Consider the following 23,416-nt stretch of genomic DNA (forward strand, 5'->3'; position numbering starts at 1 on the left):
CGGGACATTCCGACCCGGACCGGCATGCCGCCGGGACACCGGCCGGACGGCACAGCAGAGGGGGCGGCAGCGGTGACGCTGACCATCGGAGTCGACGTCGGTGGCACGAAGGTGGCCGGCGGTGTCGTGGACGACACCGGCAAGGTCCTCGTGCAGACCCGACGGGACACTCCCGCCGATGACGTCGGCAAAACCCGCGACGTCATCATCGAGCTGGTCGGCGAGCTGGCAGCCGGGCGGACGATCGAGGCCGTCGGCATCGGCGCGGCCGGCTGGATCGACGCGAGCCGCTCGACAGTGCTCTTCGCCCCGAACCTGGCCTGGCGCGACGAACCACTGCGCGAGTACGTCAGCAAGGCCGTCGGCCTGCCGGTGATCGTGGAGAACGACGGGAACGTGGCCGCCTGGGCCGAGTTCCGGTACGGCGCCGCCCGCGCCGCCGACGACTCCATGATCATGTTCACCATCGGCACCGGTGTCGGCGGCGGCATCGTCCTCGGCGGCGAGCTGATGCGCGGCGCGCACGGAATCGCCGCGGAACTGGGCCACATGCTGGCCGTCCCGGACGGGCACCAGTGCGGCTGCGGCCGGCTGGGCTGCATCGAGCAGTACGCCAGCGGCAGCGCCCTCGTACGCTTCGCCCGGGCCGGCGCACGCCAGGAGCCGAACCGGGCCACCGCGCTGCTGGATCTGGCCGGCGGCGAGGCCGAGGCGATCACCGGCCCGATGGTGACCGCCGCCGCGCAGGGCGGCGACCCGATCTCCGCCGAGGCGTTCGCCCAGATCGGCCGGTGGCTGGGCACCAGCCTCGCCGACATGGCGCAGATCCTCGACCCGCAGACCCTGGTGGTGGGCGGCGGTGTGATCGACGCTGGTGACCTGCTGCTCGGCCCGACCCGCCGTTCCTACCGCGACGCGCTCGCCCAGCGTGGTCGCCTGCCCGTCGCCGAGGTGCTTCCGGCGGAGCTGGGCAACAGCGCCGGCGTGATCGGCGCCGCCGACCTGGCCCGCCGGATCTGAGGCGGTCGGGGATGGGCTCACCACTGCGGGTGGTGTCGTACAACATCCACAGCCAGCGCGACGACACCGCCGCGCTGGCCGCGGTGGTCCGGGCCGCGCGCCCGGACGTGGTGATCGTGCAGGAGGGGCCGCGCCGGTTCCGGTGGCGGCAGAAGTCCGCCACGCTGGCCGAGTCCTTCGGCCTGGTGGTGGCCGCCGGCGGGCTGCCGGCGCTGGGCAACCTGCTGTTGACCAGCCTGCGGGTCCAGGTGCGGGCCACCCGGTGCCAGCGCTTCCCGCTGACCCCCGGCCGGCACCTGCGCGGCGCCGCCTACGCCGACTGCCGGGTCGGCGACGCCCGCTTCACCCTCGCCGGCTCACACCTGTCCACCGACCCGGCTGAGCGGCCGGCTCAGGCCGCCGAGTTCAAGCGCGTGCTGGACGAGGCGACCAACCCGGTGCTGGCCGGGGCGGACCTCAACGAGGGCCCGGACGGGCCGGCGTGGGCGACCGTGTCGCGCGGGTTGACCGACGCCGCGGTCGCGGCCGACCGGGCGGACCGGCTCACCTACTCCTGCGCCGAGCCGCGCCGCCGCATCGACGCGCTCTTCGTCGACCCGCGGATCACGGTGGTCGACTACGACGTGGTGGACACCCCGCAGACCCGCCGGGCCAGCGACCACTTCCCGGTCCTGGTCGACCTGCTGCTGCCCGACGCCGACTGACCCCCGACGCCGGCTCGACCGTCGACGCTTCCCCGTCAGGGCTGGACATCCGGCTCCGTTGTGGAGAGGATTTCGCGGCGACCGGCACGCCTGCCGTACCAAAAGGAGTTGTTCCGGTGTCCACCTCCACCGACCACGGCCGGCCCGACCCCGAGACGACCCCGTCCGCGCTGAGCAGCGACGGTCGCCCGGTCTCCGACCGGGGCGACACGGTCTGCGTCATCGGGGCCGGGGCCAGCGGCCTGACGGCCATCAAGAACCTGCGCGAGCACGACTTCGGCGTCGACTGCTACGAGCGGGAGACCGGCGTCGGCGGCGCCTGGAACTGGCGACACGACCGCAGCCCGGTGTACGCGAGCACCCACCTGCTGTCGTCGAAGCCGTTCACCCAGTTCCCCGACTTCCCGATGCCGGACTCCTGGCCGGACTACCCGCACCACAGTCAGCTGCTGTCGTACTTCGAGCGCTACGCCGACCACTTCGACCTGCGCTCGCACATCTGGTTCGGCACCGAGGTGATCCGGGTCGAGCCCGCCGAGGGCGACCGGTGGGACGTGACCACCCGCTCCACCGGCGGGTACGGCCCGGAGCGCACCTCCCGCTACGCCGCCGTGGTGATCGCCAACGGCCACAACTGGTCGCCGAAACTGCCCCGCTACGAGGGGCTGGAGGAGTTCCGCGGCGAGATCATGCACGCCTCGTCCTACAAGGACCCGGCGCAGCTGCGCGGCAAGCGGGTGCTGGTCGTCGGCGCCGGCAACACCGGCTGCGACATCGCCGTCGAGGCCGCCCAGCAGGCGTCGCGCTGCTGGCACTCCACCCGGCGCGGCTACTGGTACGCGCCGAAGTACGTGCTCGGCCGCCCCGCCGACCAGGTCAACGACACCCTGCTGGCGCTGCGCGTGCCGCTGCGGGTGCGGCAGTGGCTCTACCACTGGACGCTGCGCCTGACCGTCGGCGACCTCACCCGCTTCGGCCTGCCCAAGCCCGACCACCGGGTGTACGAGACGCATCCCATCGCGAACAGCCAGCTCGTCTACTACGTGGGCCACGGCGCGATCGGCCCGGTGCCGGACATCGCCCGGTTCCACCCGTACGCCGTGGAGCTGGCCGACGGTCGTCAGATCGACCCCGAGGTGGTCATCTTCGCCACCGGCTACCTGCCGCGCTTCGAGTTCCTCGACGCCTCGGTGTTCGCCGACAGCGCGGGCGCGGGCCGGCCCACCCTCTGGCTCAACGCGTTCACCCCCGGGCACCCGACGCTGGCGGTCGCCGGCCTGTTGCAGCCGGACTCCGGGTTGTTCACCCTGTCGCACTGGCAGACGGTGCTCTTCGCCCGCCTGCTGCGGGCCCGTCGGGACCGGCCGGAGCGGGCCGCCGCGTTCGCGTCTCGGGTGCGGGAGCGGGCCGGGGAGCGCTACTCCGGGCAGGTCAAGGAGAGCAGCCGGCACTGGTTCGAGGTCGGTCACGCCGACTATCTGCGCGCCATCCAGCGCGCCCTGCACGACCTGGAGGCCAAGTGACTTCCCCCGGCCGCGGACGAGAGGCAGACCAGTGACCGAGCTGCGGATCATGCGAGGCCGGGAGTGGTCGCGTCCGGTCCGGCCGGCGCGGCGGGAGGTGCTCAGCGCCCTTCCCGAGCTGGAGGAGGGGCGTCCGCCGCTGCTGTTCGTCCCCGGCTTCGGGCACGGCGCGTGGGCGTTCGCCGAGCACTGGTTGGGTCACGCCGCGTCGCGGGGTTTCCCGGCGTACGCGGTGAGCCTGCGGGGGCACGGTGGCAGCGAGCCGGCGCCGGAGGCGACCCTGCGGGCGTACGCCCATGATGTGGTCCAGGTGGCGGCGAGCCTGCCGCGGCAGGCGGTGCTGGTGGGCCACGGCGCCGGTGCCCTGGTGGTGGCGCACGCGTTGGCCCGCTACCCGGCGCGGGGCGCGGTGCTGGTGGCACCCGTCTTCGGTGGGTGGGGGGTGCTGGGCGCGGCGCTGCGCCGGAACCCGGCGGGCACCCTGCCGGCGGTGTTCGGCGGGCCGCTGCGGCTCAACCGCGGGCAGTTGTTCAGCCGCGAGCTGCCCGACGAGGAGGCCCGACGGCACGTCGGACGGCTCGGTCGGGCGGGCCGGCGGGCGCAGTGGGCGCTGCTGGGCGAGCCGGAGGCCGAGCCGGCCGTGGGCTCGCCTCCGGTGCTGGTGCTGGGCAGCCCGGACGACCGGGTGGTGCCGGCGTCGACGTTGACCCGGGTGGCCCGCCGCTACGGTTCGGCCCCGCTGCTCTTCCCCGGCATGGGCCACGACCTGATGTTGGACGCGCGGTGGGCGGAGCCGATCGACGCGATCCTGGACTGGCTGGAGAAGGAGCCCGCCCCGGCGCGATGAGCCCTGGGGCCTCGGTGCGGCCCGTCGGTCAGCCGCTGGCCTGGTGGGTGGCCGGGCTGGCGGTCGGGGCGGTGGCGGGTCGCGGCACCCGGGCGACGCCGTCGGGGTTGGCGTCGGTGCTGGACAGGCGACCGACCACGGTGCCGCCCTCGTCCAGCGCCCGGAGGTAGGAGCGGGCCCACGCCTGGATGTCGTGCTCGTCCAGGTGGGCGCGCATGGCCCGCATCCGTTGGGTGACGTCGGCCGGGCTGGCCCGCAGCGCCGCACGGAGGCCCTGCTTGAGCCCTTCCAGGTCGTGCGGGTTGACCAGGTACGCCTGGGACAGCTCAGCGGCGGTGCCGGCGAACTCGCTGAGCAGCAGCGCGCCGGTGTCGTCCACGCGGGCGGCCACGTACTCCTTGGCGACCAGGTTCATCCCGTCGCGCAGCGGGGTCACCGCCATCACGTCGGCGACCCGGTAGAGCGCGGCCAACTCGGCCCGGTCGAAGGGCTGGGTGAGGTAGTGGATCGCCGGCTCGCCGACCCGCCCGAACTCGCCGTTGATCCGGCCCACCTCGCGCTCGATGCGCTCACGCAGGATCTGGTACTGGCCGACGCGTTCCCGGCTCGGCATCGCGACCTGCACCAGCACCGTGTCGCGGACCTTGACGTCGCCGGTGGCCAGCAGTTCGCTGTACGCCTTGAGGCGCTGCTCGATGCCCTTGGTGTAGTCCATCCGGTCCACGCTGAGGATGACCTGCCGCGGGTCGCCGAGATCCTGTCGGAGTCGGCGGGCCCGGGCGGCCACGTCGGGCCGGGCGGCGAGCGCGCCCATCTCGGCGGTGTCGATGGAGACCGGGAACGCGCCGATGCGGACGACCCGGTCGTCGATGCCGATCCGGCGGTCGGTGGCCGGCAACTCCAGCACCCTGGTCACCAGCTGGGCGAAGTTGTGCGCCGCCTGCACGCGCTGGAAGCCGACCAGGTCGGCGCCGAGCATGCCGCGCAGCAACTCGGCCCGGCGGGGCAGTTGCATGAACAGCTCCGGCGGCGGGAATGGCACGTGCAGGAAGAACCCGATGCGCAGGTCGGGGCGGAGCGTGCGGAGCAGGCCCGGGACGAGTTGCAGGTGGTAGTCCTGCACCCAGACCACCCCGCCGGGCTCGGCCACCTGGGCGGTCGCCTCGGCGAAGCGCTGGTTGACCCGCTGGTACGCCTCCCACCAGCGGCGGTGATGCTGCGGCTGCTCCACGGCGTCGTGGTAGAGCGGCCAGAGGGTGGCGTTGGCGAACCCCTCGTAGTGGTCGCGCAGGTCTTCCGGGCTGAGCGCGACGGTGTGCATCCGGACGCCGTCCACGTCCGGCAGTGCGGGGGCCGGCCCGGTGCCGCCGGCCCAGCCGACCCACGTCGCCGGGGTGTGCCGCAGAAGTGGGTGCAGCGCGCTGACCAGCCCACCCGGACTGCGTCGCCACTCGCAGGCCCCGTCCGGGGCCTGGCTGTCGTCGATGGGGAGGCGGTTGGCGACCACCACGAGGGAACTCTGTCGCATCTCGGGCATTCCGATCAGCAGAGGACTGACCGCCGCGAGCAAGGGAAAACCGGTCAGTCAGCGGGGGAAGTGACGTACAGCGGTATTCCTACTGACAGTAAGTTACACCACTGTTACGGCGTCGGCGGGCCGGTGCTGTCCCGGGATGCGGGCCGGAGGTCAGACGACGGCGCCGTTGTCCGGGTCGTCCTCGTCCTCGTCGCCGGGGCGCAGCCGCCAGATCAGCGTGACGAAACCGGCCAGGATGCCGGTGAACCCGAACAGGGTGACCGCCGACTTGTCGATCGGGAGCAGCCAGGGGAAGAGGAAGAGCATGAACCCGACGACCACCCCGAGCACACCGATCACCGCGTACTTGCTGAAGCGGGGCAGCGGCGGCGGCGGGGGCGGGTGGTAACCCTCGTCGTCGTCCTCGTCGTCGGGCAGGTCGGCGCCGAAGGTGTCCAGCCCGTCCAGGAGTGACGGCTCGTCCGGTCGGGTGCCGCGCCCGACCGAGATCCCCGAGATGTCGGTCGCGGACGGCAGCCGGCGCACGTCGGTGGCGGTCGGACCGGGCTCGTCGGCCCCGGAGCGGGTCAGCGGACCGGCGGTCGGCTCGTCCCGGGCGTCCCGTTCGTCCACGTTCTCCGAGGCCGGCCACGGGTGCTCGTCGGTCGTCGGGGTGGTGTGGAAGCCGGCCACGATGCGCGCCCACTCGGCGTCGATGTCCGGTTCGTCGCGCGCTGGCGGCTGCTCCGGGGTGCTCTCGTCGGCAAGCTGGGTCAGGTAGTCCCGTGCGGTGGTCAGGTGCGAACGGTCGACGTAGAGCCGGTCGACCGGCCGGGCCGGCACGGTGGTGGTGCGGGTGACCGGGTTGAGGTCGGCGGAGGGCTGGAGGTAGGCGGCGATCCCGCCCGCGGCCAGCACGTCGAGCAGGTGCTCGCCGACGCGCGGATCGACGTCGCCGACGACGGCGTACTCGTTCGCGTCGAGCCCGTTGTCCCGCCGTCCCCGGCGGGCCCCACCCGCTGACACCCGGACTTCCCCCTTAACGCGCCTTCCGGCGCGGCCACTTCGCCCCTCGACGCCCGTCCGCACGCCGTGCTCTGAATCGTGACACGTCAGGGCATGGTTCCGGGAGTGCGTTGTGTCGCGTCTTCCAAAGTCACGGCTGCTGCCGCAGGTCACGGCAGGGCTCCTTTGTCCGTTCTTGCGCGACAAGTGCGATCTCGGTGATCGGTGGCATTCAGGCGACCGACGCCCTGTTCACCTACCAACGATCGAGGACCGGGGGTGCGGTCGATGCGTCAACTCGGCGCTTCGTCCGTTGTGGGGAGGGCGCGCGCTTCGTAGGCTCGGCGGCACGCTCCCGGGCATGGTGCTGTCCCGGGGCACACCACGGGAAAGGACGCCGGTGCTCTACTGGCTGTTGAAGTACGTGCTCCTCGGTCCGCTGCTCAAGCTGATCTTCCGCCCGCAGGTGGAGGGGCTGCACCACGTGCCGGCGACCGGCCCGGTGATCCTGGCCAGCAACCACCTCTCCTTCTTCGACTCGATCTTCATCCCGTTGATCGTTTCGCGGAGGGTCACCTTCGTGGCCAAGGCGGAGTACTTCACCGGCAAGGGGATCAAGGGCCGGTTGATGAAGATGTTCTTCGTCGGCACCGGCACGATCCCCGTGGACCGTTCCGGCGGTCAGGCCGCCCGCGCCGCCCTGGACACCCAGTTGCGGGTGCTGCGCGCTCAGGGAGTGGCCGGCATCTACCCCGAGGGCACCCGCTCCCCGGACGGGCGGCTCTACCGGGGAAAGACCGGGGTGGCCCGGCTGGCCCTGGAGAGCGGTGCGGTGGTGGTGCCGGTGGCGATGCTCAACGCCGACGAACTCCAGCCGCCCGGCCGGCTCCTCCCGCGGGTCGGCCAGGTGCGGGTCCGCTTCGGCGCGCCGCTGGACTTCTCCCGCTACGCGGGGCTGGCCGGCGACCGGTTCGTCGAGCGCGCGGTCACCGACGAGGTCATGTACGAGTTGATGGAACTCTCCGGCCGCGAGTACGTCGACATCTACGCGCAGAAACTCAAGACGCCGGTCGCGGCTTGACGCGGGCTCAGCCGTTGAGCCGCGTCAGACGGCTCAACACGCCACCGCCGGCCCGGTCGGGCTGATCGGCCGACCGGTCAGGGCGAGCAGACCGGGGGCGTCGTTGCGCAACGCGAAGGTGCGTACCTCCGCGCGGGTCGTCCGTGCGCCCGCCGGGTCGCCGGCGCGAGCCTGCTCCGCCGCCGCTAGCGCGAGCGCCAACACCCGGTCGCTCACGTCCGGGATCCGCCCGTAGGTCTCGGCGGCGGCCAGGTGCAGCTCGGCGGAGCGCCGGTGGTCGCCGTCCGCCGCGGCCAGGGCCGCCGTCACCGTCCGCAACGCCGCCTCCGACCAGGGCGTGCGGTGCCCGACCCGGCCCAGCATCGTGCGGACCCGCACCGCCGCGCTCCGACCGCTCAGGGCTGCGGCGTACGCGGCCGCGGCGATCCACTCGCCACTGGCCAGGGCCGGCACCGCCGACCAGCGTTCGTCCAGCTCCTCGATCAGCTCGGCAGCCTCGGCGGCGCGCCCCTGCAACGCCCGGCACAACGCGGCCATGCCCAGCATCGTCCAGAGCAGCCGGTGGAACCCACTGCGCCGTGCGGTGTCCAACGCATCGGTCAGGTCGTCCGGATCCTCGTCGTCGCGCAGCACCAGCAGACAGCAGCGCAACCCACGCACCTGCATGTCCCAGCTCCCGGTGGGCGTGTCCACGAACGCCTCCGCCGCCGCGAGGAGCCGGCCGAAGTCGCCGTCGAACCAGGCCAGCATCGCCTCCGCCGAGTAACTGGTGGTCAGGGTCTGACCGCTGGCGGTCCGCGCCGGCGCGGCCGAGAGCAGGGCGTTGGACCGCAGCCAGTCGCCCTCCTCCCGGATCGCCCAGGCGAGGTTCTGGGTGGCCCGGGGCAACGCCAGCAGCTGACCGGCGCGGGCGAACTCGACGATCGCGTGCAGCTCGTCTAGGCCGACCCGGTCCCCGGACTGGTAGCGGGCGGTGGCCGCGGTGATCCGGGCGTTGGTGCGGGTCTCGGTCAGGCCCAACCGCTCGGCGATCTCCGCCGCCGTGTCCGCCGCTGTCACCGCCGGGTCCCGCTCGTAGTTGAGCATGTGCAGCCGGCCCATCTCGGCGTACGCGTCCGCCTTCTGCGGGCTGTCCGGTAGAGGTTCGAACAACTGCACCGCGCGGTCCAGGCAGGCCAACGCGTCGCCGCGGTCGGCCCGCAGCCAGGCGGCCTGGCCGAGCAGCGTCCACGCCCGGGCGGCGCAGGCGTTGTCGCCGTGCGACAGCAACCGGTCGGCGAGCGTGTGCACCTGCTCCGCCCCGCCTCCGGAGAGGAACGCGTTGCCGTCCCGGTAGAACGAGATCTCCGTGCTCAACAGCTCCAACTGGAGCCGGCCCACCGGGTCGCTGTCGTCGGTCAGGCCCAGTGCCCGGCCCGCGTGGCTGGCCGCCGCGTCCAGCCCGTGCAGCGCGTACGCCCGTCGGGCCGCCCGGTGCAGCGCCTGCCGCGCCGGCCCGGCGTAGCGCCGCACCTGCATGCCCAGCGAGCGGGCGATCTCGTGCGCCGCCCAGCGGTGGTGGGCGAGCACCTCGGCCAGGTCGGTGTCGCGGGAGTGCGACAGCGCGTCGAGCCAGTCGGCGGCCCGCTCGTGCCGGGCCACCCGCTCGGTGCGCGGCAACCGCTGGTAACAGACGTCGCGGACCAGCACGTGGCGGAACCGGAACTCCGCCTGCCCGGCCATCGTCGACGCGGCCTGCTCGTGCACGAAGTCGCGCTGTTCGAGTCGGCGCAACGAACGCTCGACCGACTCGACCTGTTGCCCCAGCGCGGCAGCCACCGCGCCGGGCCAGAACTGCACCCCGACCACCGACGCCGCCAGCAGCACCGCGCGGTCCTTGGCGTCGAGCAGGTCCAGCCGGTTGGCGATCACCGCGTGCACGCTCTCCGGCATGGTCAGCTCGAGCTGCTTGTCCAGCGACCACCCCCGCCCCGACTGGCGCAGCGCCCCCTGCTCGATCAGCATCCGCACGTACTCGTGCGCGTAGAGCGGATTGCCGCCGGCCACCTCGATCAGCGGGGTCAGCATGTCGGCGGAGAACGCCGCCTGGCCGAACAGGTGCGCGTACAGGGCGGCGATGCCGGTGTCGCGCAGTGGCGGCAGGGTGATGGTCACCGAGCCGGTGATCGTCCCCGCCCAGCTCGGGTCCCGGTCGACCAGCTCCGGGCGGGCGGTGCAGAGCAGCAGCAGCGGCACGTCGCGGGCCGCCGCCCCGAGCAGCTCCACGAAACGCAGCATCGCGTCGTCGGCCCAGTGCAGGTCCTCGAAGACCAGCACGGTGGGACGCCGGGTGGCCAGCGCCAGCAGGAAGCGACGCCACGCCGACTCCGCCTCCTCGGCCGGCAGCGGCGTGCCGGGCAGCCCGACCAGCGGGCGCAGCGCGTCCACCACCCGGTCCCGTTCGCCCGGACCGATCAGCTCGCCCACGGCGGCAGCCAGCCGCTGCGCGGCGCTGGCCGCCGGGTCGGTGTCGAGGATGCCGGCCTCGGACTTGACGATGTCGGCGAGCGCGGCGAAGGTGACGTTCTCCCCGAACGGCGGGCAGCGCCCGGTGCGCCAGGTCAGCGGCTCGTCGACCAGCCGGCCGGTGTGCCGGTAGAGCTCCCGCAGCAGCCGACTCTTGCCGATGCCGGCCCGACCGAAGATGGTGACCACCTGCGGTCGCCGGTCGCGCAGCGACCGGTGCAGGGCGTTGACGAGCATCCCCAGCTCGTGTTCCCGGTCGACCAGCGGCGTCGTGTCCGGCTCCCGGTCGGTGGGTTGGCGGCGCAGCGGGGACAGGGCGAGCCACACCTCGGTCGGTGACGACCGGCCGCGCAGGGTGACCGGGGGCTGCTCCTCGTAGCGGATCGCGTCCTTGGTGAGCGCGTGGGTGGTGCCACAGACCAGCACCCCTCCTGGTGGCGCGACCGACTGCATCCGGGAGGCCGTGTTGACCACGTCGCCGGCCACGATGGCCTGACCGCCGTCGCGCGCGGCGGCCACGTCGACCAGTGCCTCGCCGGTGGCCACCCCGACCCGGAACCGCAACTCGGCGCTGCCCGTCGGCGCGAACCGGGTGAGCACCCGTTGCAGCTCCAGACCGGCCCGTACGCAGCGCAGCGCGTCGGTCTCGGTGGCGATCGGGGCACCGAAGAGCGCCATCACCGCGTCTCCGATGTACTTCTCCACCACCCCGCCGTACTGACCGACCACCCGGCGGGCGGCGGAGAAGAACCCGGTCTGCATCCCGCGGACCTGCTCCGGGTCGGCGCGCTCGACGTACGGCGTGAAGTCGATCAGATCCACGAAGAGGACGCTCACCCGGCGGCGGTCCTCCTGCGGGGTCACCGCGGCCGGCCGATCCGCGCCCGGTCGGGGCGACCCGCAGGACGTGCAGAACGTGACGTCCGAGGCGAGTGGGCGCAGGCAGTGCGGGCACACGGCACCCAGCTCGGCGCCGCAGCCGCCGCAGAAGCGGTCCCCCTCGGCGGCCGTGCGTCCACAGCGTCCACACTGCGCGGCGATGACATTCCCCCAGAAGTGAACGGGTCGACGCCGATGGCGTCCCCTGACCGGAATTATCGCCCCCACCGGCCTCTGTCAGGTACCGGCCTGTTGGCTTGTGGACAGTCACCAAGGGTGCTGACCGACTAGATTCAGGCGGCCAGATATCGATCAGGGACCAGAGGGGGACAGGTCAATGGTGTACGTCAAGCTGGAGAGCGACTGGACCGACGGCAACGGGGTCAGCCACTCCGCGGGCGACTCGGTGGACGTCGACGCTGCCACGCTCGCCACGCTGCAGGCCGAGGGCATCGTGAGCGAGCAGTCCCACGGCCCGGGTGGCGACGGCAAGGGCCCGGACAAGTGGGCCGGGCCGGGCAGCTCCGGGGTGTGACCTCACGTCGATGACGCTGAGACGGCCGGGTCGCCCACGGGTGACCCGGCCGTTTCGCGCCGTGTGTGAGGTGTCAGCGGTCGTTCATGCCGGCGCGGCGGCGCAGCGCGGCAACGTCGGTCACCACGATCCGGCGGCCCTCCGTGCGCAACCAGCCGCGGCTGGCGAACGAACCGATCGCCTGGTTGACGCTCTGCCGGGAACCGCCGGCCATCTCGGCCAGCTGACTCTGGTTGAGCTCGATCGTGATCATGGGTGCCTGGCTCTCGCCGGCCAACCGGACCAGCGTCTTGGCCACCCGACCGGGCAGGTCGAGGAACACGTGGTCGGCGTTCTGCTCGGTGAGCCGACGGATCAACCCGCCCAGCGAGCGCATCACCGCGTCCAGGATGCGCGGGTTGGAGTGCACCAGCTCCATGAACGCGCCCCGGGAGAGCGCCAGCGCGGCGCAGTCCTCAATGGCCTCCGCGGAGGCGGACCGGGTCGACGCGTCGAGCAGGGAAACCTCGCCGAGCACGTCCGGGGGTCGGATCACCGACAACACGGCCCGCTCGCCGGTCGGCGCGGTACGAAAGACGGCCACCGCGCCGCGGCGCAGCACGATCAGTGATTCACCCGGGTCGTTCTCCACGAAGAGCAGTTGGCCCTTGCGGTAGGTGCGCGGGACGGCGGCGGCGATGACACGCTGTCGTACCTCAGGCTCCAACCCGGCGAACATCTCCACACCCGTGAGCGCGTCACCCGGCTCCGGCAGGCGCATCTCCACGGCCCAACCCCTCCCCGGTCATGGACCACAAACTCGCTCACCGGGTGAACCTGATGGCCCTGACAAGGTGAACTGACACCGATTCGGCGTCCGGTAGCGGTACACATCAGATCATGACGGTCCGGTCGCTTGCTGTACACCCCTCGAAGCACTTCCGTGACCGTCGCGAGCTGCGGGCGTACCCCTTTTGGAGTTGCCGGCCCGGCCTGGACGCCCGCGTGACCACCAGAGCCGGGGCGGACCCCCCGCCGGGTACGGCCCGGCGGCGGTGGGCGAGGATGGCCGGAATGGTCTACCGCTACTTCTACGACTGCGAGTTCATCGAGGACGGCACCACCGTCGACCTCGTCTCGATCGGTGTCGTCGACGAGTACGGCCGCGAGTTCTACGCGGTCTCCACCGAGTTCGACGACTCCCGTGCCGTGCCCTGGGTCCGGCGCAACGTACTGGACAAACTGCCCTCCCCGGCGGACCGGGCCTGGCGGTCGCGCGAGCGCATCCGCGACGACCTGTACGACTTCCTGGTCGAACCGATTCGGGACCGGCCGGGCGAGCAGTTGGAGCTGTGGGCCTGGTTCGCCGCGTACGACCACGTGGTGCTCGCGCAGCTCTGGGGTGCGATGCCGGCGCTGCCCCGGGAGATCCCCCGCTACACCAAGGAGTTGCGGCAGCTCTGGGACGACCGCGGTCGCCCGACCCTGCCCGAGGCGGACGCGGCCCGGCACGACGCTCTCGTCGACGCCCGGCACAATCTGGCCCGCTGGCGGGCGATGACGACCCGCTGAACGCCGGTCGTGCCGTCGTAGGTTTGACCGGTTCTGTCCCGGGCATCGGTTCGACGAACCGAAGCGGAGGAGAGTGCCATGAGCAACGAGCCGACCAGCGCCGCCGAGGCCCGCGCCCGGGTCACCGAGTTGGCCCGGGCCGCACGGATCTGCATGCTCACCACGATCGCGCTGGACGGGCGACAGGTGAGCCGGCCGATGGGGCTCCAGGAGGCCGAGTTCGACGGCAACCTGTGGTTCTTCGCCCACGCCGACTCGGCCAAGATCCGTCAGATCCGGGTGAACCCGGAGGTCAACGTCGCCTTCTCCGACCAGAAGCACAACGCCTGGGTGTCGATCTCGGGGACCACCACCGAGGGGTTCGACCGGGCCCGGGCCGAGCAACTGTGGAACCCGCTGCTCAAGGCGTGGTTCCCCGACGGGCTGGAGACCCCCGGTCTCACGTTGATCAAGGTGCACGCCAGCTCGGCCGAGTACTGGGACTCGCCGAGCAGCACCGTGGTCAATCTCCTCGGCTACGCGAAGGCGGCGGTCACCGGCCACCCGCCGAAGGCCGGGGAGAACCACGAGGTGACCTTCTGAGTCGGGTCGCCCCGGGGCGCGCTGTCGTCGCACCGGCACGCGGACTACAGTTCGCAGTGACGGCCCGCCCCGGGCCGGCAACGGCGCCGATGGTCTGACCTGACACATACCCTGGGGCATATCGGGCTTTACCTGATGCTCCAGGAGGATGACGGATCATGCGTATCGGCGTGCTCACCGGCGGCGGCGACTGCCCAGGTCTCAACGCGGTCATCCGGGCGGTGGTCCGCAAGGGTGTCGCCACGTACGGTCACGAGTTCGTGGGCTTCCGGGACGGCTGGAAGGGCCCCCTGGAGGGTCTGTCCCGCCCCCTGGACATCGCTGACGTTCGCGGCATTCTGCCCCGCGGCGGCACCATCCTCGGCTCGTCCCGGACCAACCCGTTCAAGATCGAGAACGGCGTCGAGCGGATCAAGGACAACCTCGCCGCCCAGGGCGTGGACGCACTCATCGCGATCGGCGGCGAGGACACCCTCGGCGTGGCCACCAAGCTCTACGAGCTGGGCGTGCACGTGGTCGGCGTGCCGAAGACGATCGACAACGACCTCGGCGCCACCGACTACACCTTCGGCTTCGACACCGCGGTCAACATCGCGATGGAGGCCATCGACCGCCTGCACACCACCGCGGAGAGCCACCACCGCACCCTCGTCGTCGAGGTGATGGGCCGGCACGCCGGCTGGATCGCCCTGCACGCCGGCCTGGCCGGCGGCGCCAACGTGATCCTGCTGCCCGAGCGGCAGTTCGACGTCGACCAGGTGGCCGGCTACGTCGAGAAGCGCTTCCAGCACCAGTACGCCCCGATCGTGGTCGTCGCCGAGGGCGCACAGCCGCTCGACGGCCAGATGGTCCTCGCCAACCAGGAGCTGGACTCGTTCGGTCACGTCCGCCTCGGCGGCATCGGCCAGTGGCTCGCCGAGCAGCTGGAGGCCAAGACCGGCAAGGAGGCCCGCACCGTGGTGCTGGGCCACATCCAGCGCGGTGGCACCCCGACCGCCTTCGACCGGGTGCTCGCCACCCGCCTGGGCCTGCAGGCCATCGACGCGGTCAACGACGGCGACTGGGGCAAGATGGTCGCGATGCAGAGCACCGACATCGTCCGGGTGCCGCTGGCCGAGGCCACCCGCGAGCTGAAGACCGTGCCGCTGGAGCGGTACGCCGAGGCTGAGGTGTTCTTCGGCAGCTGATCGACGGTCGGCGGCGCGGCGGGCCTGCGGGTCCGTCGCGCCACGACCCGACGTGGCGCGGCCGGACCTGCGGGGTCCCTCGCGCCGCGAGCCGACGTGGCGCGGCGGACCCGCGGGGCCCTCGCGCCGCGACTCGATGCGGAGAGGGGTACGGCCGAGATGTCAGCAGGGGTGCACACGGTCGCGGTGATCGGCGCGGGCAAGATCGGTGAGCTGATGCTCTCCGGCCTGCTGCGCTCGGGATGGCCGGTGGACCGGCTGCTGGCAACCGCCCGCAGGCCGGCCCGCGCCGAGGAGTTGACTGCCCGCTACGGCGTACGGGTGGTCGACAACCTGACGGCGGTGGACGAGGCAGCGGTGCTCGCGGTCTCGGTCAAGCCACAGGACGCCGCCGCGCTGCTCGACGAGATCGGCCCCAAGGTGCCGGCCGACAAGCTCGTCATCTCGCTCTGCGCCGGCCTGCCCACCAGCTTCTTCAGCCGCCGGCTGCCCGACGGCACCCCCGTCGTCCGGGTGATGACCAACACCCCGGCGCTGGTCGACGAGGCGATGACCGCGATCTCGGCGGGCGCGCACGCCACCGGGGAGCACCTGGCGTTGGCCGAGGAGATGTTCAAGCCTCTCGGCCAGACGATCCGGGTGCCCGAGTCGCAGCAGGACGCGGTCACCGCGCTCTCCGGCTCCGGCCCGGCCTACTTCTACCTGCTGGTCGAGGCCATGATCGACGCCGGCATCCTGCTCGGGCTGCCCCGGCAGGTCGCCCACGAACTGATCGTGCAGACCGCGATCGGCTCCGCGGTGATGCTGCGCGACTCGGGCGAGCACCCGGTCAAGCTGCGCGAGGCGGTCACCTCACCGGCCGGCACCACCATCTCCGCGATCCGCGAGTTGGAGAAGCACGGCGTACGCGCCGCGATGCTCGCCGCACTGGAAGCCGCCCGCGATCGAGCCCGCGAGCTGGCGGCACAGGCCGACTGAGCGTTCCGGGCGCGTCGGGGAGCCGAGCGTGCCGCATACTGGCGCGGTGTTCACACTTGCCCAGGCCCGGCACCTCGTGGCCACCCTGCAGCCGCGCGTCAACGAGCTGATCCGGGTCCGGGCCGACCTGGCCGAGCTGCGCGCCGACCTGGCCGACCACGGCGTCAGCGCGCTCGGCGGGCTGGCCGAGGTCAAGGGGCTGGAGGCCCGGCTGCACGCCGTCGTCGACGAGCTGCACCAGCACGACATCCAGGTCAAGGGCATCGCCCCGGTCCTGCTCGACTTCCCCGGCGAGCGCGCCGGCCGCGCCGTGCTCTGGTGCTGGCTGGAGGGCGACTCCGACGTGCGCTGGTACCACCGGGCCGAGTGCGGCTTCGCCGGCCGCCGCCCCCTCTGACCCACCCGCCGCAGGCCGTCCGCCGGGCGTCGTGGGCTGGCCCGTGCTGGGGCGCGTGATCGACTCGGGTTCCTGTAAACCGTGGTGTCCGGGTGGGGTGGATACCCCGACTTCCGTGAACCCGAGTTGATCGAGCTGTGACGGGGGCTGCGGCCCGCTCGGCCCGCTCGGCGGCCCGGTGAGCGGCCTGCCGCTCACCCGGTTTTGGAGCCCGGCAGCACCGGATCGGGCGCTTCGGTCACCGCGAAAACCACGACGTTGTCCCGGTAGTGCCCGCTGCGCCGGTCGAAGTCACCTCCGCAGGTGACCAGGCGCAGCTCCGCGCCGGGCGTCGGCCCGTAGACCGCGGCGGTCGGGAACTCGTCCTTGCGCGCACGGATCGACCCGGTCACCCGGAACGACAGCCGTTGCCCGCCGCGCCACACGTCGACCCGGTCGCCGGGCCGCAGCTCGCCGAGCCGGGCGAAGACCGCCGGGCCGCGTCGCGAGTCCAGGTGGCCGGCGAGCACGGCGGGGCCGGTGTCGCCGGGGGCCGGGCCGCCCCCGTACCAGCCGGCGGTGTGGAAGTCGGTCGGCGGGATCAGTGCACCGCCGCGGTCCAGGCCCAGCACCGTGAGCGCGGAGTCGACACCGATGCGCGGTACGCGTACTCGCGTGGGTGGACCCTGTGGCGTGGGCGCGGCGGCCACCGACGGGCAGTCTGCGGTGCAGCCGGGGTGCCAGATCGCGGCCGGTGGCGCCGGGCCGGTGGTGGCCAGCCCGACCCCGGTGCCGGCGGCCAGGCAGACCGCCGCGCCTGCCGCGACCAGCCCGACCAGCGGCACCCGGCGGTCGCGGTGCCGCCGGATCGACGGGTCGGGCCCGGTGGTCACCAGGTGGTGCGCCGCCGCCGGCGCCACATCAGCAGGCCCACCACGACGGCCGCCGCGGCCAACCCGCCGGCCACCAGGGGGTACGCCCCGAGCCCGGTCGTGGCGGTGCCGCCAGCGCCGGTGTCCACCCCGCCCGCGGGAACGACGGTGCCGCCCTCGGCGTCGCGGCGCAGCTCGGCGGTCAGCCCGCCCTGCTTCGCGTCGAGCACCAGCAGTGAGTAGACGGCACCGCCGACGAGCCGCACCTCGGCGTCGGTGCTCGGCCCACCGGCACCCGTCAGCCGTAGCCGCCAACTGCCGGGGTCGACCTGCTGGTAGGCGGTCGTCGTCGCGAACTGCACGCCGTCGGCGATCATCGGCCCGTCGGCGGCGGCCACGTCGAGCACCGGGGTGCGCACGGAGGCCTGCACGACGCGCACCTTGGCCCGGCCCTGCGTGGGGGCGCTGAGGTCGTCGTTGAGCACCCGCAGCCCGAGATCGGCGTGTCGGCCGACGCCGGCCACCGTGTACGCCTCGCCGCTGGTCACCGCGACCTCGGTGGTGAGCACCGGGGGGTCGCTGGCGGGCGCGCCGGCCTCGCGCATCGCCACCGCGTAGCGCCCGGGTGCGAGTTCCAGGTAGTCGGAGACCACGCCGTAGCCGACCCCGGGGAAGACCCTCGGTTTCGCGGCGTCCGGCGCGGCCAGGTAGACGTCGACGGCCGGGGTGTCGGGGGAGAGGTGAGCCAGCCGGACGTAGCCGACGGTGTCGGCGCCGGTCGCGGCACCGGCCGGAACCGGGACGCCGGTGGCAGCCAGGGCGGTGGTGACCAGGAGCGCGCCGGAGCCGGCCAGCAGCCGGCGGGGAAGGGTGCGGAGCGTGTACATGTCGCCTCCGGAAGCACTTTCGGTGAGCGGGCGGCAACCCAGAGAACAGGGTCCCGCGCACGGGACTGCAACGCAAGTTGCCGACGAGATGTTTCTCGGCGTGTCCTCGCCCGCTGTCGCCCCTCGGCGCCGCGCCCGACCCCCGGCGCGTCGCCCTCCGCGCCGCGCCCGACCCCCGGCGCGTCGCCCTCCGCGCCGCGCCCCCTCGCAGGATCCGCGCAACTTCGGCGAAACTGCTGCCTCGTTTCGTGTTGAGGCAGCAGTTTCCCCGAACCTGCGCGGATCTTGGCTCTTCGCGCGGGGCGCGGGGCGGGCGACGTGTCGCTACCCCTCGCGGACGGCCAGGAGGCCGAACAGGTCGAGGGCAGAGGTGCCGACGTCTGTCACTACGGGGCCGCCGCGGACGGCAGCGCTCGCCTATCCTCGATCGATGCGGGATCGCCGGGTGGCGCTGGTGTGGGCGGCCTTCGTCGTCGTCGCGCTGGTGTCCTGTGCGCTCGTGCTGCGGCGCGATGACCGCCTCTCGGACCTGCACATCTACTACGGCGCACTGTCCGATCTGCACGCCGGTCGCCCGCTGTACGGGTTCGTGGCGGCCAACGGCGGTCCGTTCACGTACCCGCCGTTCGCCGCGCTCGTGCTGGCCCCGATCACGGCCGTGAGTGAGGGCGTACTCCAGGGGATCTGGCTGGTGGCGACGTGCGCGGCGGTCGTCGCCATCGCCGGGGCGGTCGGCGTCGCGCTGACCACCCGGCGGTCCCGGCGGCCGCTCGTGGTGGCGGTGGCCGCCACGGCGCTGATGCTCTCCGCGCCGGTGCAGAGCAATCTGCGCTTCGGTCAGGTCAGCATCTTCATCGTGCTGATGGCCCTGCTCGACGGGATGGGTGTCGTCCCGCCCCGGCTGCGCGGGGTGTTGGTGGGGGTCGCCGCGGCGATCAAGTTGACCCCGCTGCTGTTCGTGGTCTACTTCCTCGCCACGGGCCGCTACCGTGACGCCGGCCGCACGGTGGCGACGTTCCTGGCCTGCGCGGCTCTCGCCGCGGTGGTGTTGCCGGGGGAGAGCTGGACGTACTGGACCGAGGCCGTGCGGCAGACCTCGCGGATCGGCAACCTCGCCTCACTGGGCAATCAGTCCCTGCACGGGATGTTGCTGCGCGTCGGCGTCGACGAGGCGATGTTGCCCCTGCTCTGGGCCGGTCTGGTGGCACTCGTGTGCGCGGCGGCGCTGCTGCGGGCCCGACAGTTGACGGTGCGGGGCCGCCCGGGGCACGCGGCCGTGCTGGTCGGCTGCGCCACCGTCGCCGCGTCCCCGGTGTCCTGGACGCACCACCAGGTGTGGCCGGTGCTCGCCGCGATGCTGCTGATCGGCGCGTCCGGCGTCGCCCAGCGCGCCGCCGGCGTGGCGCTGCTCGCCGCCATGGTCGTCTCGTTGGGCGCGGTCCTCGGCCCGGTGTCGACACGGCCGGGCGTGCAGTTCCTCTTCGAGAACGCCCGCGCGGTCGGGGTGTGCCTGCTGTGCCTGGTCGGCTTCGGCGGCGTCGCGGTCGCCGCCACCCGAACGGCTCGCAGGCCGGCCGGCGCGCGGGGTTGGCTGCGGGTGGGCGTCACCGCCACGGTGGCGGTCGCGTTCTTCGCCGTGCAGCCGCTGCCCGCCGGAGCGGACCCCACCTTCAAGGCGTACGCCCTCGACGACGTGGTCAACCCGCGATACTTCTTCGTCTGCCGTGGCCCGGCCGAGTGCGCCGCCTACGGCACCGACGCGCCGGTCACCTTCGGCACCCGCGCCGAGAAGACGAAGGTACGGGTCAACGGCGTGGTCTCCCCGCAGGTGACCCGCCTGGAGTACTACTCCGCGCCCGGCGGGGCGCCCCGGGCCATCCCGCTGCTCGACGCGTACCCGGGTAGCCGGACGTTCTCGTTCCGCTCGGCGCACATGGCACAGGGGCGGCTCGTCGCGTACGCCTCGGACGGCCAGCCGATCGCCAGCTACGACGAGGAACTGGCCGCCGCCCTCCGTACGACCACCCGGTAGGTGAGCGGGGGAGGGCGGCGGGTCAGCTCAGCGGGTCGCGGCGGCCAGGGCGGTGCGCAGCTTGTCGGCGTCACCCGGTGCGGGGTGCTCCCAGTCGGTCGGGCTGGCGGAGTAGAGCGTGCCGTACGCCGGGGTGTCCGGCTGGTAGCGCCACCCCTCGGCCAACGGGCCGACGTCCACCGCGTCGTAGCCGATCCGGTCCAGGAAGGCGGTCACCTCGGCCTTCGCGGCGTCGTCGTCGCCCGCGATGGCGAGGGCGCTGCGGTCGGCCGCGCCGGACGGGCGGGGGAGCGCGGCAAGGCCCTTGTAGTAGATGTTGTTGAAGACCTTGACCACCCGCGAGTCCGGCAGGTGCCGCTGGAGCAGTTCACTGCTGGTGGTCTCGCCGGAGTCCAGCTCGGGGAAGGTCCCGTCGCGCTGCGGGTAGTAGTTGTTGGTGTCGATGACGACCTTGCCGGCCAGTGGCTCGACGGGCACCGCGCGGTACGCCTTCAGCGGCACGGTGACCACCACCAGGTCCCCGACCTGCGCCGCGTCCTGCGCCGTGCCGGCACTCGCGTGCTCGCCCAGCTCGTCGGCGAGGTCCTTCAGCGTCTCGGGGCCCCGCGAGTTGCTCAGCACCACGTCGTAGCCGGCGTCCACCGCCAGCCGGGCCAGGGTGCCGCCGATGTTGCCACTGCCGATCAGTCCCACAGTTGTCATGTTCGTTCCCAACTCCGTCCACCCACGACCCATTCCCGACCGAGGTGGTGGGTTATTCCGGTTACCCGGAGTCGACCGGCTGCGCAGACTGCCGGGAATGCGCTGTCTCGTCGAGGACCTCGCGACCTTCGCCGTCACGGCGGGTGTCTGGCTGCGCCGCGAGCCCGTCCTGCACAACGTACTGCTCACACGTGTCGCCGACCGGGTCTCCGCGGACGTGCCACTCTCCGGTGACGGGCGGTCGCCGCGTCCGCAGAGGTGTGATCAAGAGGTTTGTGTCGGGAACGGGCGCCGGGCTGACGCGAACCTCTTGATCACCGCTCTCAGGCGGGGAGGGCCTTGTCGATCGCTGCCTGGAGGTCGGCGGAGTCGGGGGTGACCGTGGGGGCGAAGCGGGCGGCGACCGTGCCGTCCGGGGCCACCAGGAACTTCTCGAAGTTCCACCGGACGTCCCCGGTGTGCCCGTCGGCGTCCGGGGTGTCCACCAGCGCGGCGTAGAGCGGGTGCCGGTCGGGGCCGTTGACGTCGACCTTCTCGGTCAGCGGGAAGGTCACCCCGTAGTTGACCTGGCAGAAGTCGCTGATCTCGGCGGCGCTGCCGGGCTCCTGCCCGGCGAACTGGTTGCACGGCACGCCGAGCACCACGAGGCCACGGTCGGCGTAGGTGTCCGCGAGCGTCTGGAGGCCGGCGTACTGCGGGGTGAGGCCGCAGCGGGAGGCCACGTTGACGACCAGCAACGCCTTGCCGCGGTAGCGGGCCAGGTCGGCGGGCCCGCCGTTGAGGGCGTCGATCGGGATGTCGAAGACGGTCATGGGCCGAGGCTACGCGCCGGCCGGGCACCGACCCCTGGTGGGCGCAGCGTACGCACTCCGTGCACCAGGAGAAATCGAAACATGGACATCTTGACGAACTGATGACGCCGTGAGTACCGTCTCACCATCTCTTTTGGAAAGTTTCCTAACAGTTCGGGAGACGCCTCATGAAAAGATCGCTCCGCCGGGCCCTCTGGGCCGGTGCCGTGGTCGCCGTGACCGTCGCAGCGGTACCGGTGACGACTGCGTTCGGCGCCGGCACGGTCACCACCACGTTCACCAGGGCACAGGACTGGGGGACCGGTCACGAGACGAGGGTGACCGTCACCAACGGATCGAGTGCCGCCATCAGCACCTGGCGCATCGAGTTCGACCTGCCGTCGGGCACCACCATCAGCAGCGCCTGGGACGCCGACGTCACCAGCAGCGGCAACCACTACGTCGCGGTCAAGAAGAGCTGGGCCGGTGGCATCGCCGCGGGCGCCTCGTTCAGCTGGGGCTACAACGGCACCGGTGCCTTCAAGGCGCCGCTGAACTGCACCATCAACGGTGCCGCGTGCGGCGGCGGTACGACCCCGCCGACCACCACGCCCCCGACCACCACCCCGCCGACCACGACGCCCCCCACCACGCCCCCGCCCACCACGCCGCCGCCGACCACCAACCCGCCGAACCCCGGTGGCAAGAAGGTCGTCGGCTACTTCGCCGAGTGGGGCGTCTACGGGCGCAACTACCACGTCAAGAACATCCAGACCAGCGGCTCCGCCGCCAAGCTGACCCACATCCTGTACGCCTTCGGCAACACCACCGGTGGTCGTTGCTCCATCGGCGACAGCTACGCCGACTACGAGAAGGCGTACACGGCGGCGGACAGCGTGGACGGCGTCGCCGACACCTGGGACCAGCCGCTGCGGGGCAGCTTCAACCAGCTGCGCAAGCTCAAGCAGATGAACCCCCACCTCAAGGTGATCTGGTCGTTCGGCGGCTGGACCTGGTCCGGCGGCTTCACCCAGGCCGCGCAGAACCCGGCCGCGTTCGCCGAGAGCTGCCACAACCTGGTCGAGGACCCGCGCTGGGCGGACGTCTTCGACGGCATCGACGTCGACTGGGAGTACCCGAACGCCTGCGGTCTGACCTGTGACACCAGCGGCCCCAACGCGTTCAAGAACGTGATCAGCGCGCTGCGGTCGAAGTTCGGGTCCAGCGCTCTGGTCACCGCCGCCATCACCGCGGACGGCAGCAACGGCGGCAAGATCGACGCCACCGACTACGCCGGCGCCATCGGCAACCTCAACTGGCTGATGCCGATGACCTACGACTACTTCGGGGCGTTCGCCGCGCAGGGTCCGACGGCACCGCACTCCCCGCTCACCTCGTACACCGGCATCCCGCAGCAGGGCTTCAACTCCGACGCGGCGATCCAGAAGCTCAAGAGCAAGGGCGTCCCGGCCAACAAGCTGCTGCTCGGCATCGGCTTCTACGGTCGCGGCTGGACGGGTGTCACCCAGGCCGCACCGGGTGGCAGCGCCACCGGGGCGGCACCGGGCACCTACGAGGCGGGCATCGAGGACTACAAGGTCCTCAAGAACACCTGCCCGGCCACCGGCACGATCGCCGGCACCGCGTACGCCAAGTGCGGCAACAACTGGTGGAGCTACGACACCCCGTCGACCATCAACGGCAAGATGACGTACGCGAACAACCAGGGCCTCGGTGGCGCGTTCTTCTGGGAGCTCTCCGGTGACACCAGCAACGGCGAGCTCATCGGCGCCATCAAGGGCGGTCTCGGCTGAGCCGACGGCCGACGCGTCACCCACACGGC

General features: G+C 72.5%; 21 protein-coding genes. 13 read left to right on the top strand and 8 right to left on the bottom strand.

Annotated features, from left to right (window positions below; all coding sequences use genetic code 11):
* Positions 1–72: 72 nt before the first annotated feature.
* The 4 genes from LADH09A_RS00125 (at position 73) to LADH09A_RS00140 (ending at position 4,094) form a co-directional block, all read left to right on the top strand.
* Entirely contained in the window at positions 73–1,020 is a 948-nt protein-coding gene (locus LADH09A_RS00125) for an ROK family glucokinase (protein WP_238642417.1), read from the top strand.
* 11 nt (positions 1,021–1,031) lie between these two features.
* Positions 1,032–1,724: an endonuclease/exonuclease/phosphatase family protein gene (locus LADH09A_RS00130; protein WP_372492194.1), complete on the top strand. Its 693-nt coding sequence runs from the start codon at positions 1,032–1,034 to the stop codon at positions 1,722–1,724.
* Positions 1,725–1,840: 116 nt separating this feature from the next.
* Positions 1,841–3,247 (top strand): flavin-containing monooxygenase, encoded by a 1,407-nt coding sequence (locus LADH09A_RS00135; RefSeq protein ID WP_238642419.1) that lies wholly within the window; start codon positions 1,841–1,843, stop codon positions 3,245–3,247.
* A gap of 49 nt (positions 3,248–3,296) precedes the next feature.
* Positions 3,297–4,094, top strand: a complete 798-nt coding sequence (locus LADH09A_RS00140; RefSeq protein WP_238642580.1) for an alpha/beta hydrolase — start codon at positions 3,297–3,299, stop codon at positions 4,092–4,094.
* A 28-nt stretch (positions 4,095–4,122) separates the two neighbouring features.
* On the opposite strand, the gene LADH09A_RS00145 is transcribed toward LADH09A_RS00140, so the two are convergent.
* Positions 4,123–5,622: an alpha,alpha-trehalose-phosphate synthase (UDP-forming) gene (locus LADH09A_RS00145; protein ID WP_238642428.1), complete on the bottom strand. Its 1,500-nt coding sequence runs from the start codon at positions 5,620–5,622 to the stop codon at positions 4,123–4,125.
* A gap of 159 nt (positions 5,623–5,781) precedes the next feature.
* Positions 5,782–6,636, bottom strand: coding sequence for a DUF308 domain-containing protein (locus LADH09A_RS00150; RefSeq protein ID WP_238642429.1), 855 nt, complete (start codon positions 6,634–6,636; stop codon positions 5,782–5,784).
* A 379-nt stretch (positions 6,637–7,015) separates the two neighbouring features.
* On the opposite strand from LADH09A_RS00150, the gene LADH09A_RS00155 reads away from it, so the two are divergent.
* Positions 7,016–7,696, top strand: a complete 681-nt coding sequence (locus LADH09A_RS00155; RefSeq protein WP_238642582.1) for a lysophospholipid acyltransferase family protein — start codon at positions 7,016–7,018, stop codon at positions 7,694–7,696.
* 33 nt (positions 7,697–7,729) lie between these two features.
* Here LADH09A_RS00155 and LADH09A_RS00160 read toward each other — a convergent pair whose 3' ends face one another.
* Positions 7,730–11,308, bottom strand: a complete 3,579-nt coding sequence (locus LADH09A_RS00160; RefSeq protein ID WP_443677146.1) for an ATP-binding protein — start codon at positions 11,306–11,308, stop codon at positions 7,730–7,732.
* A gap of 109 nt (positions 11,309–11,417) precedes the next feature.
* Between LADH09A_RS00160 and LADH09A_RS00165 the strand changes: the two genes are divergently transcribed.
* Entirely contained in the window at positions 11,418–11,615 is a 198-nt protein-coding gene (locus LADH09A_RS00165) for a hypothetical protein (RefSeq protein WP_088949427.1), read from the top strand.
* 73 nt (positions 11,616–11,688) lie between these two features.
* Here LADH09A_RS00165 and LADH09A_RS00170 read toward each other — a convergent pair whose 3' ends face one another.
* Complete coding sequence (locus tag LADH09A_RS00170) at positions 11,689–12,381, bottom strand: Crp/Fnr family transcriptional regulator (protein ID WP_007463121.1); 693 nt, start codon at positions 12,379–12,381, stop codon at positions 11,689–11,691.
* Between the two features lie 287 nt (positions 12,382–12,668).
* Here LADH09A_RS00170 and LADH09A_RS00175 point away from each other — a divergent pair, with 287 nt between their 5' ends.
* From LADH09A_RS00175 to LADH09A_RS00195, 5 genes are all read left to right on the top strand, one after another.
* The gene (locus LADH09A_RS00175) at positions 12,669–13,166 is read left to right on the top strand and encodes a polyadenylate-specific 3'-exoribonuclease AS (RefSeq protein WP_179783497.1); all 498 of its coding nucleotides are present in this window, start codon (positions 12,669–12,671) and stop codon (positions 13,164–13,166) included.
* A 78-nt stretch (positions 13,167–13,244) separates the two neighbouring features.
* Positions 13,245–13,748, top strand: a complete 504-nt coding sequence (locus LADH09A_RS00180) for a pyridoxamine 5'-phosphate oxidase family protein (protein WP_238642438.1) — start codon at positions 13,245–13,247, stop codon at positions 13,746–13,748.
* Positions 13,749–13,906: 158 nt separating this feature from the next.
* Positions 13,907–14,935, top strand: coding sequence for a 6-phosphofructokinase (locus LADH09A_RS00185; protein WP_091408060.1), 1,029 nt, complete (start codon positions 13,907–13,909; stop codon positions 14,933–14,935).
* Between the two features lie 159 nt (positions 14,936–15,094).
* Positions 15,095–15,913, top strand: a complete 819-nt coding sequence (gene proC, locus LADH09A_RS00190; RefSeq protein WP_238642440.1) for a pyrroline-5-carboxylate reductase — start codon at positions 15,095–15,097, stop codon at positions 15,911–15,913.
* A gap of 46 nt (positions 15,914–15,959) precedes the next feature.
* On the top strand, positions 15,960–16,310 hold the full coding sequence (locus LADH09A_RS00195; protein ID WP_088949422.1) for a DUF2203 domain-containing protein: 351 nt from the start codon (positions 15,960–15,962) through the stop codon (positions 16,308–16,310).
* A 194-nt stretch (positions 16,311–16,504) separates the two neighbouring features.
* Here LADH09A_RS00195 and LADH09A_RS00200 read toward each other — a convergent pair whose 3' ends face one another.
* Both LADH09A_RS00200 and LADH09A_RS00205 read right to left on the bottom strand, forming a co-directional pair.
* Positions 16,505–17,182 (bottom strand): class F sortase, encoded by a 678-nt coding sequence (locus LADH09A_RS00200; protein WP_238642448.1) that lies wholly within the window; start codon positions 17,180–17,182, stop codon positions 16,505–16,507.
* A complete protein-coding gene (locus LADH09A_RS00205) occupies positions 17,179–18,048 on the bottom strand; it encodes a DUF4397 domain-containing protein (protein WP_238642450.1) in 870 nt (289 codons plus the stop codon). The genes LADH09A_RS00200 and LADH09A_RS00205 overlap by 4 nt, the downstream gene beginning before the upstream one ends.
* A gap of 430 nt (positions 18,049–18,478) precedes the next feature.
* On the opposite strand from LADH09A_RS00205, the gene LADH09A_RS00210 reads away from it, so the two are divergent.
* Positions 18,479–20,080 (top strand): glycosyltransferase 87 family protein, encoded by a 1,602-nt coding sequence (locus LADH09A_RS00210; RefSeq protein WP_238642452.1) that lies wholly within the window; start codon positions 18,479–18,481, stop codon positions 20,078–20,080.
* A gap of 27 nt (positions 20,081–20,107) precedes the next feature.
* Here LADH09A_RS00210 and LADH09A_RS00215 read toward each other — a convergent pair whose 3' ends face one another.
* Positions 20,108–20,782 carry an NADPH-dependent F420 reductase gene (locus LADH09A_RS00215; protein ID WP_238642454.1) on the bottom strand — a complete coding sequence of 225 codons (675 nt, stop codon included), beginning with the start codon at positions 20,780–20,782 and terminating at the stop codon, positions 20,108–20,110.
* Positions 20,783–21,105: 323 nt separating this feature from the next.
* Entirely contained in the window at positions 21,106–21,594 is a 489-nt protein-coding gene (locus LADH09A_RS00220) for a glutathione peroxidase (RefSeq protein ID WP_238642456.1), read from the bottom strand.
* 167 nt (positions 21,595–21,761) lie between these two features.
* On the opposite strand from LADH09A_RS00220, the gene LADH09A_RS00225 reads away from it, so the two are divergent.
* Positions 21,762–23,387 carry a glycosyl hydrolase family 18 protein gene (locus LADH09A_RS00225; RefSeq protein WP_238642458.1) on the top strand — a complete coding sequence of 542 codons (1,626 nt, stop codon included), beginning with the start codon at positions 21,762–21,764 and terminating at the stop codon, positions 23,385–23,387.
* The last annotated feature ends 29 nt before the right edge of the window (positions 23,388–23,416 follow it).

The sequence above is a fragment of the Micromonospora cabrerizensis genome (genome assembly GCF_022230955.1).
In the GTDB taxonomy this organism is placed as follows: domain Bacteria; phylum Actinomycetota; class Actinomycetes; order Mycobacteriales; family Micromonosporaceae; genus Micromonospora; species Micromonospora cabrerizensis.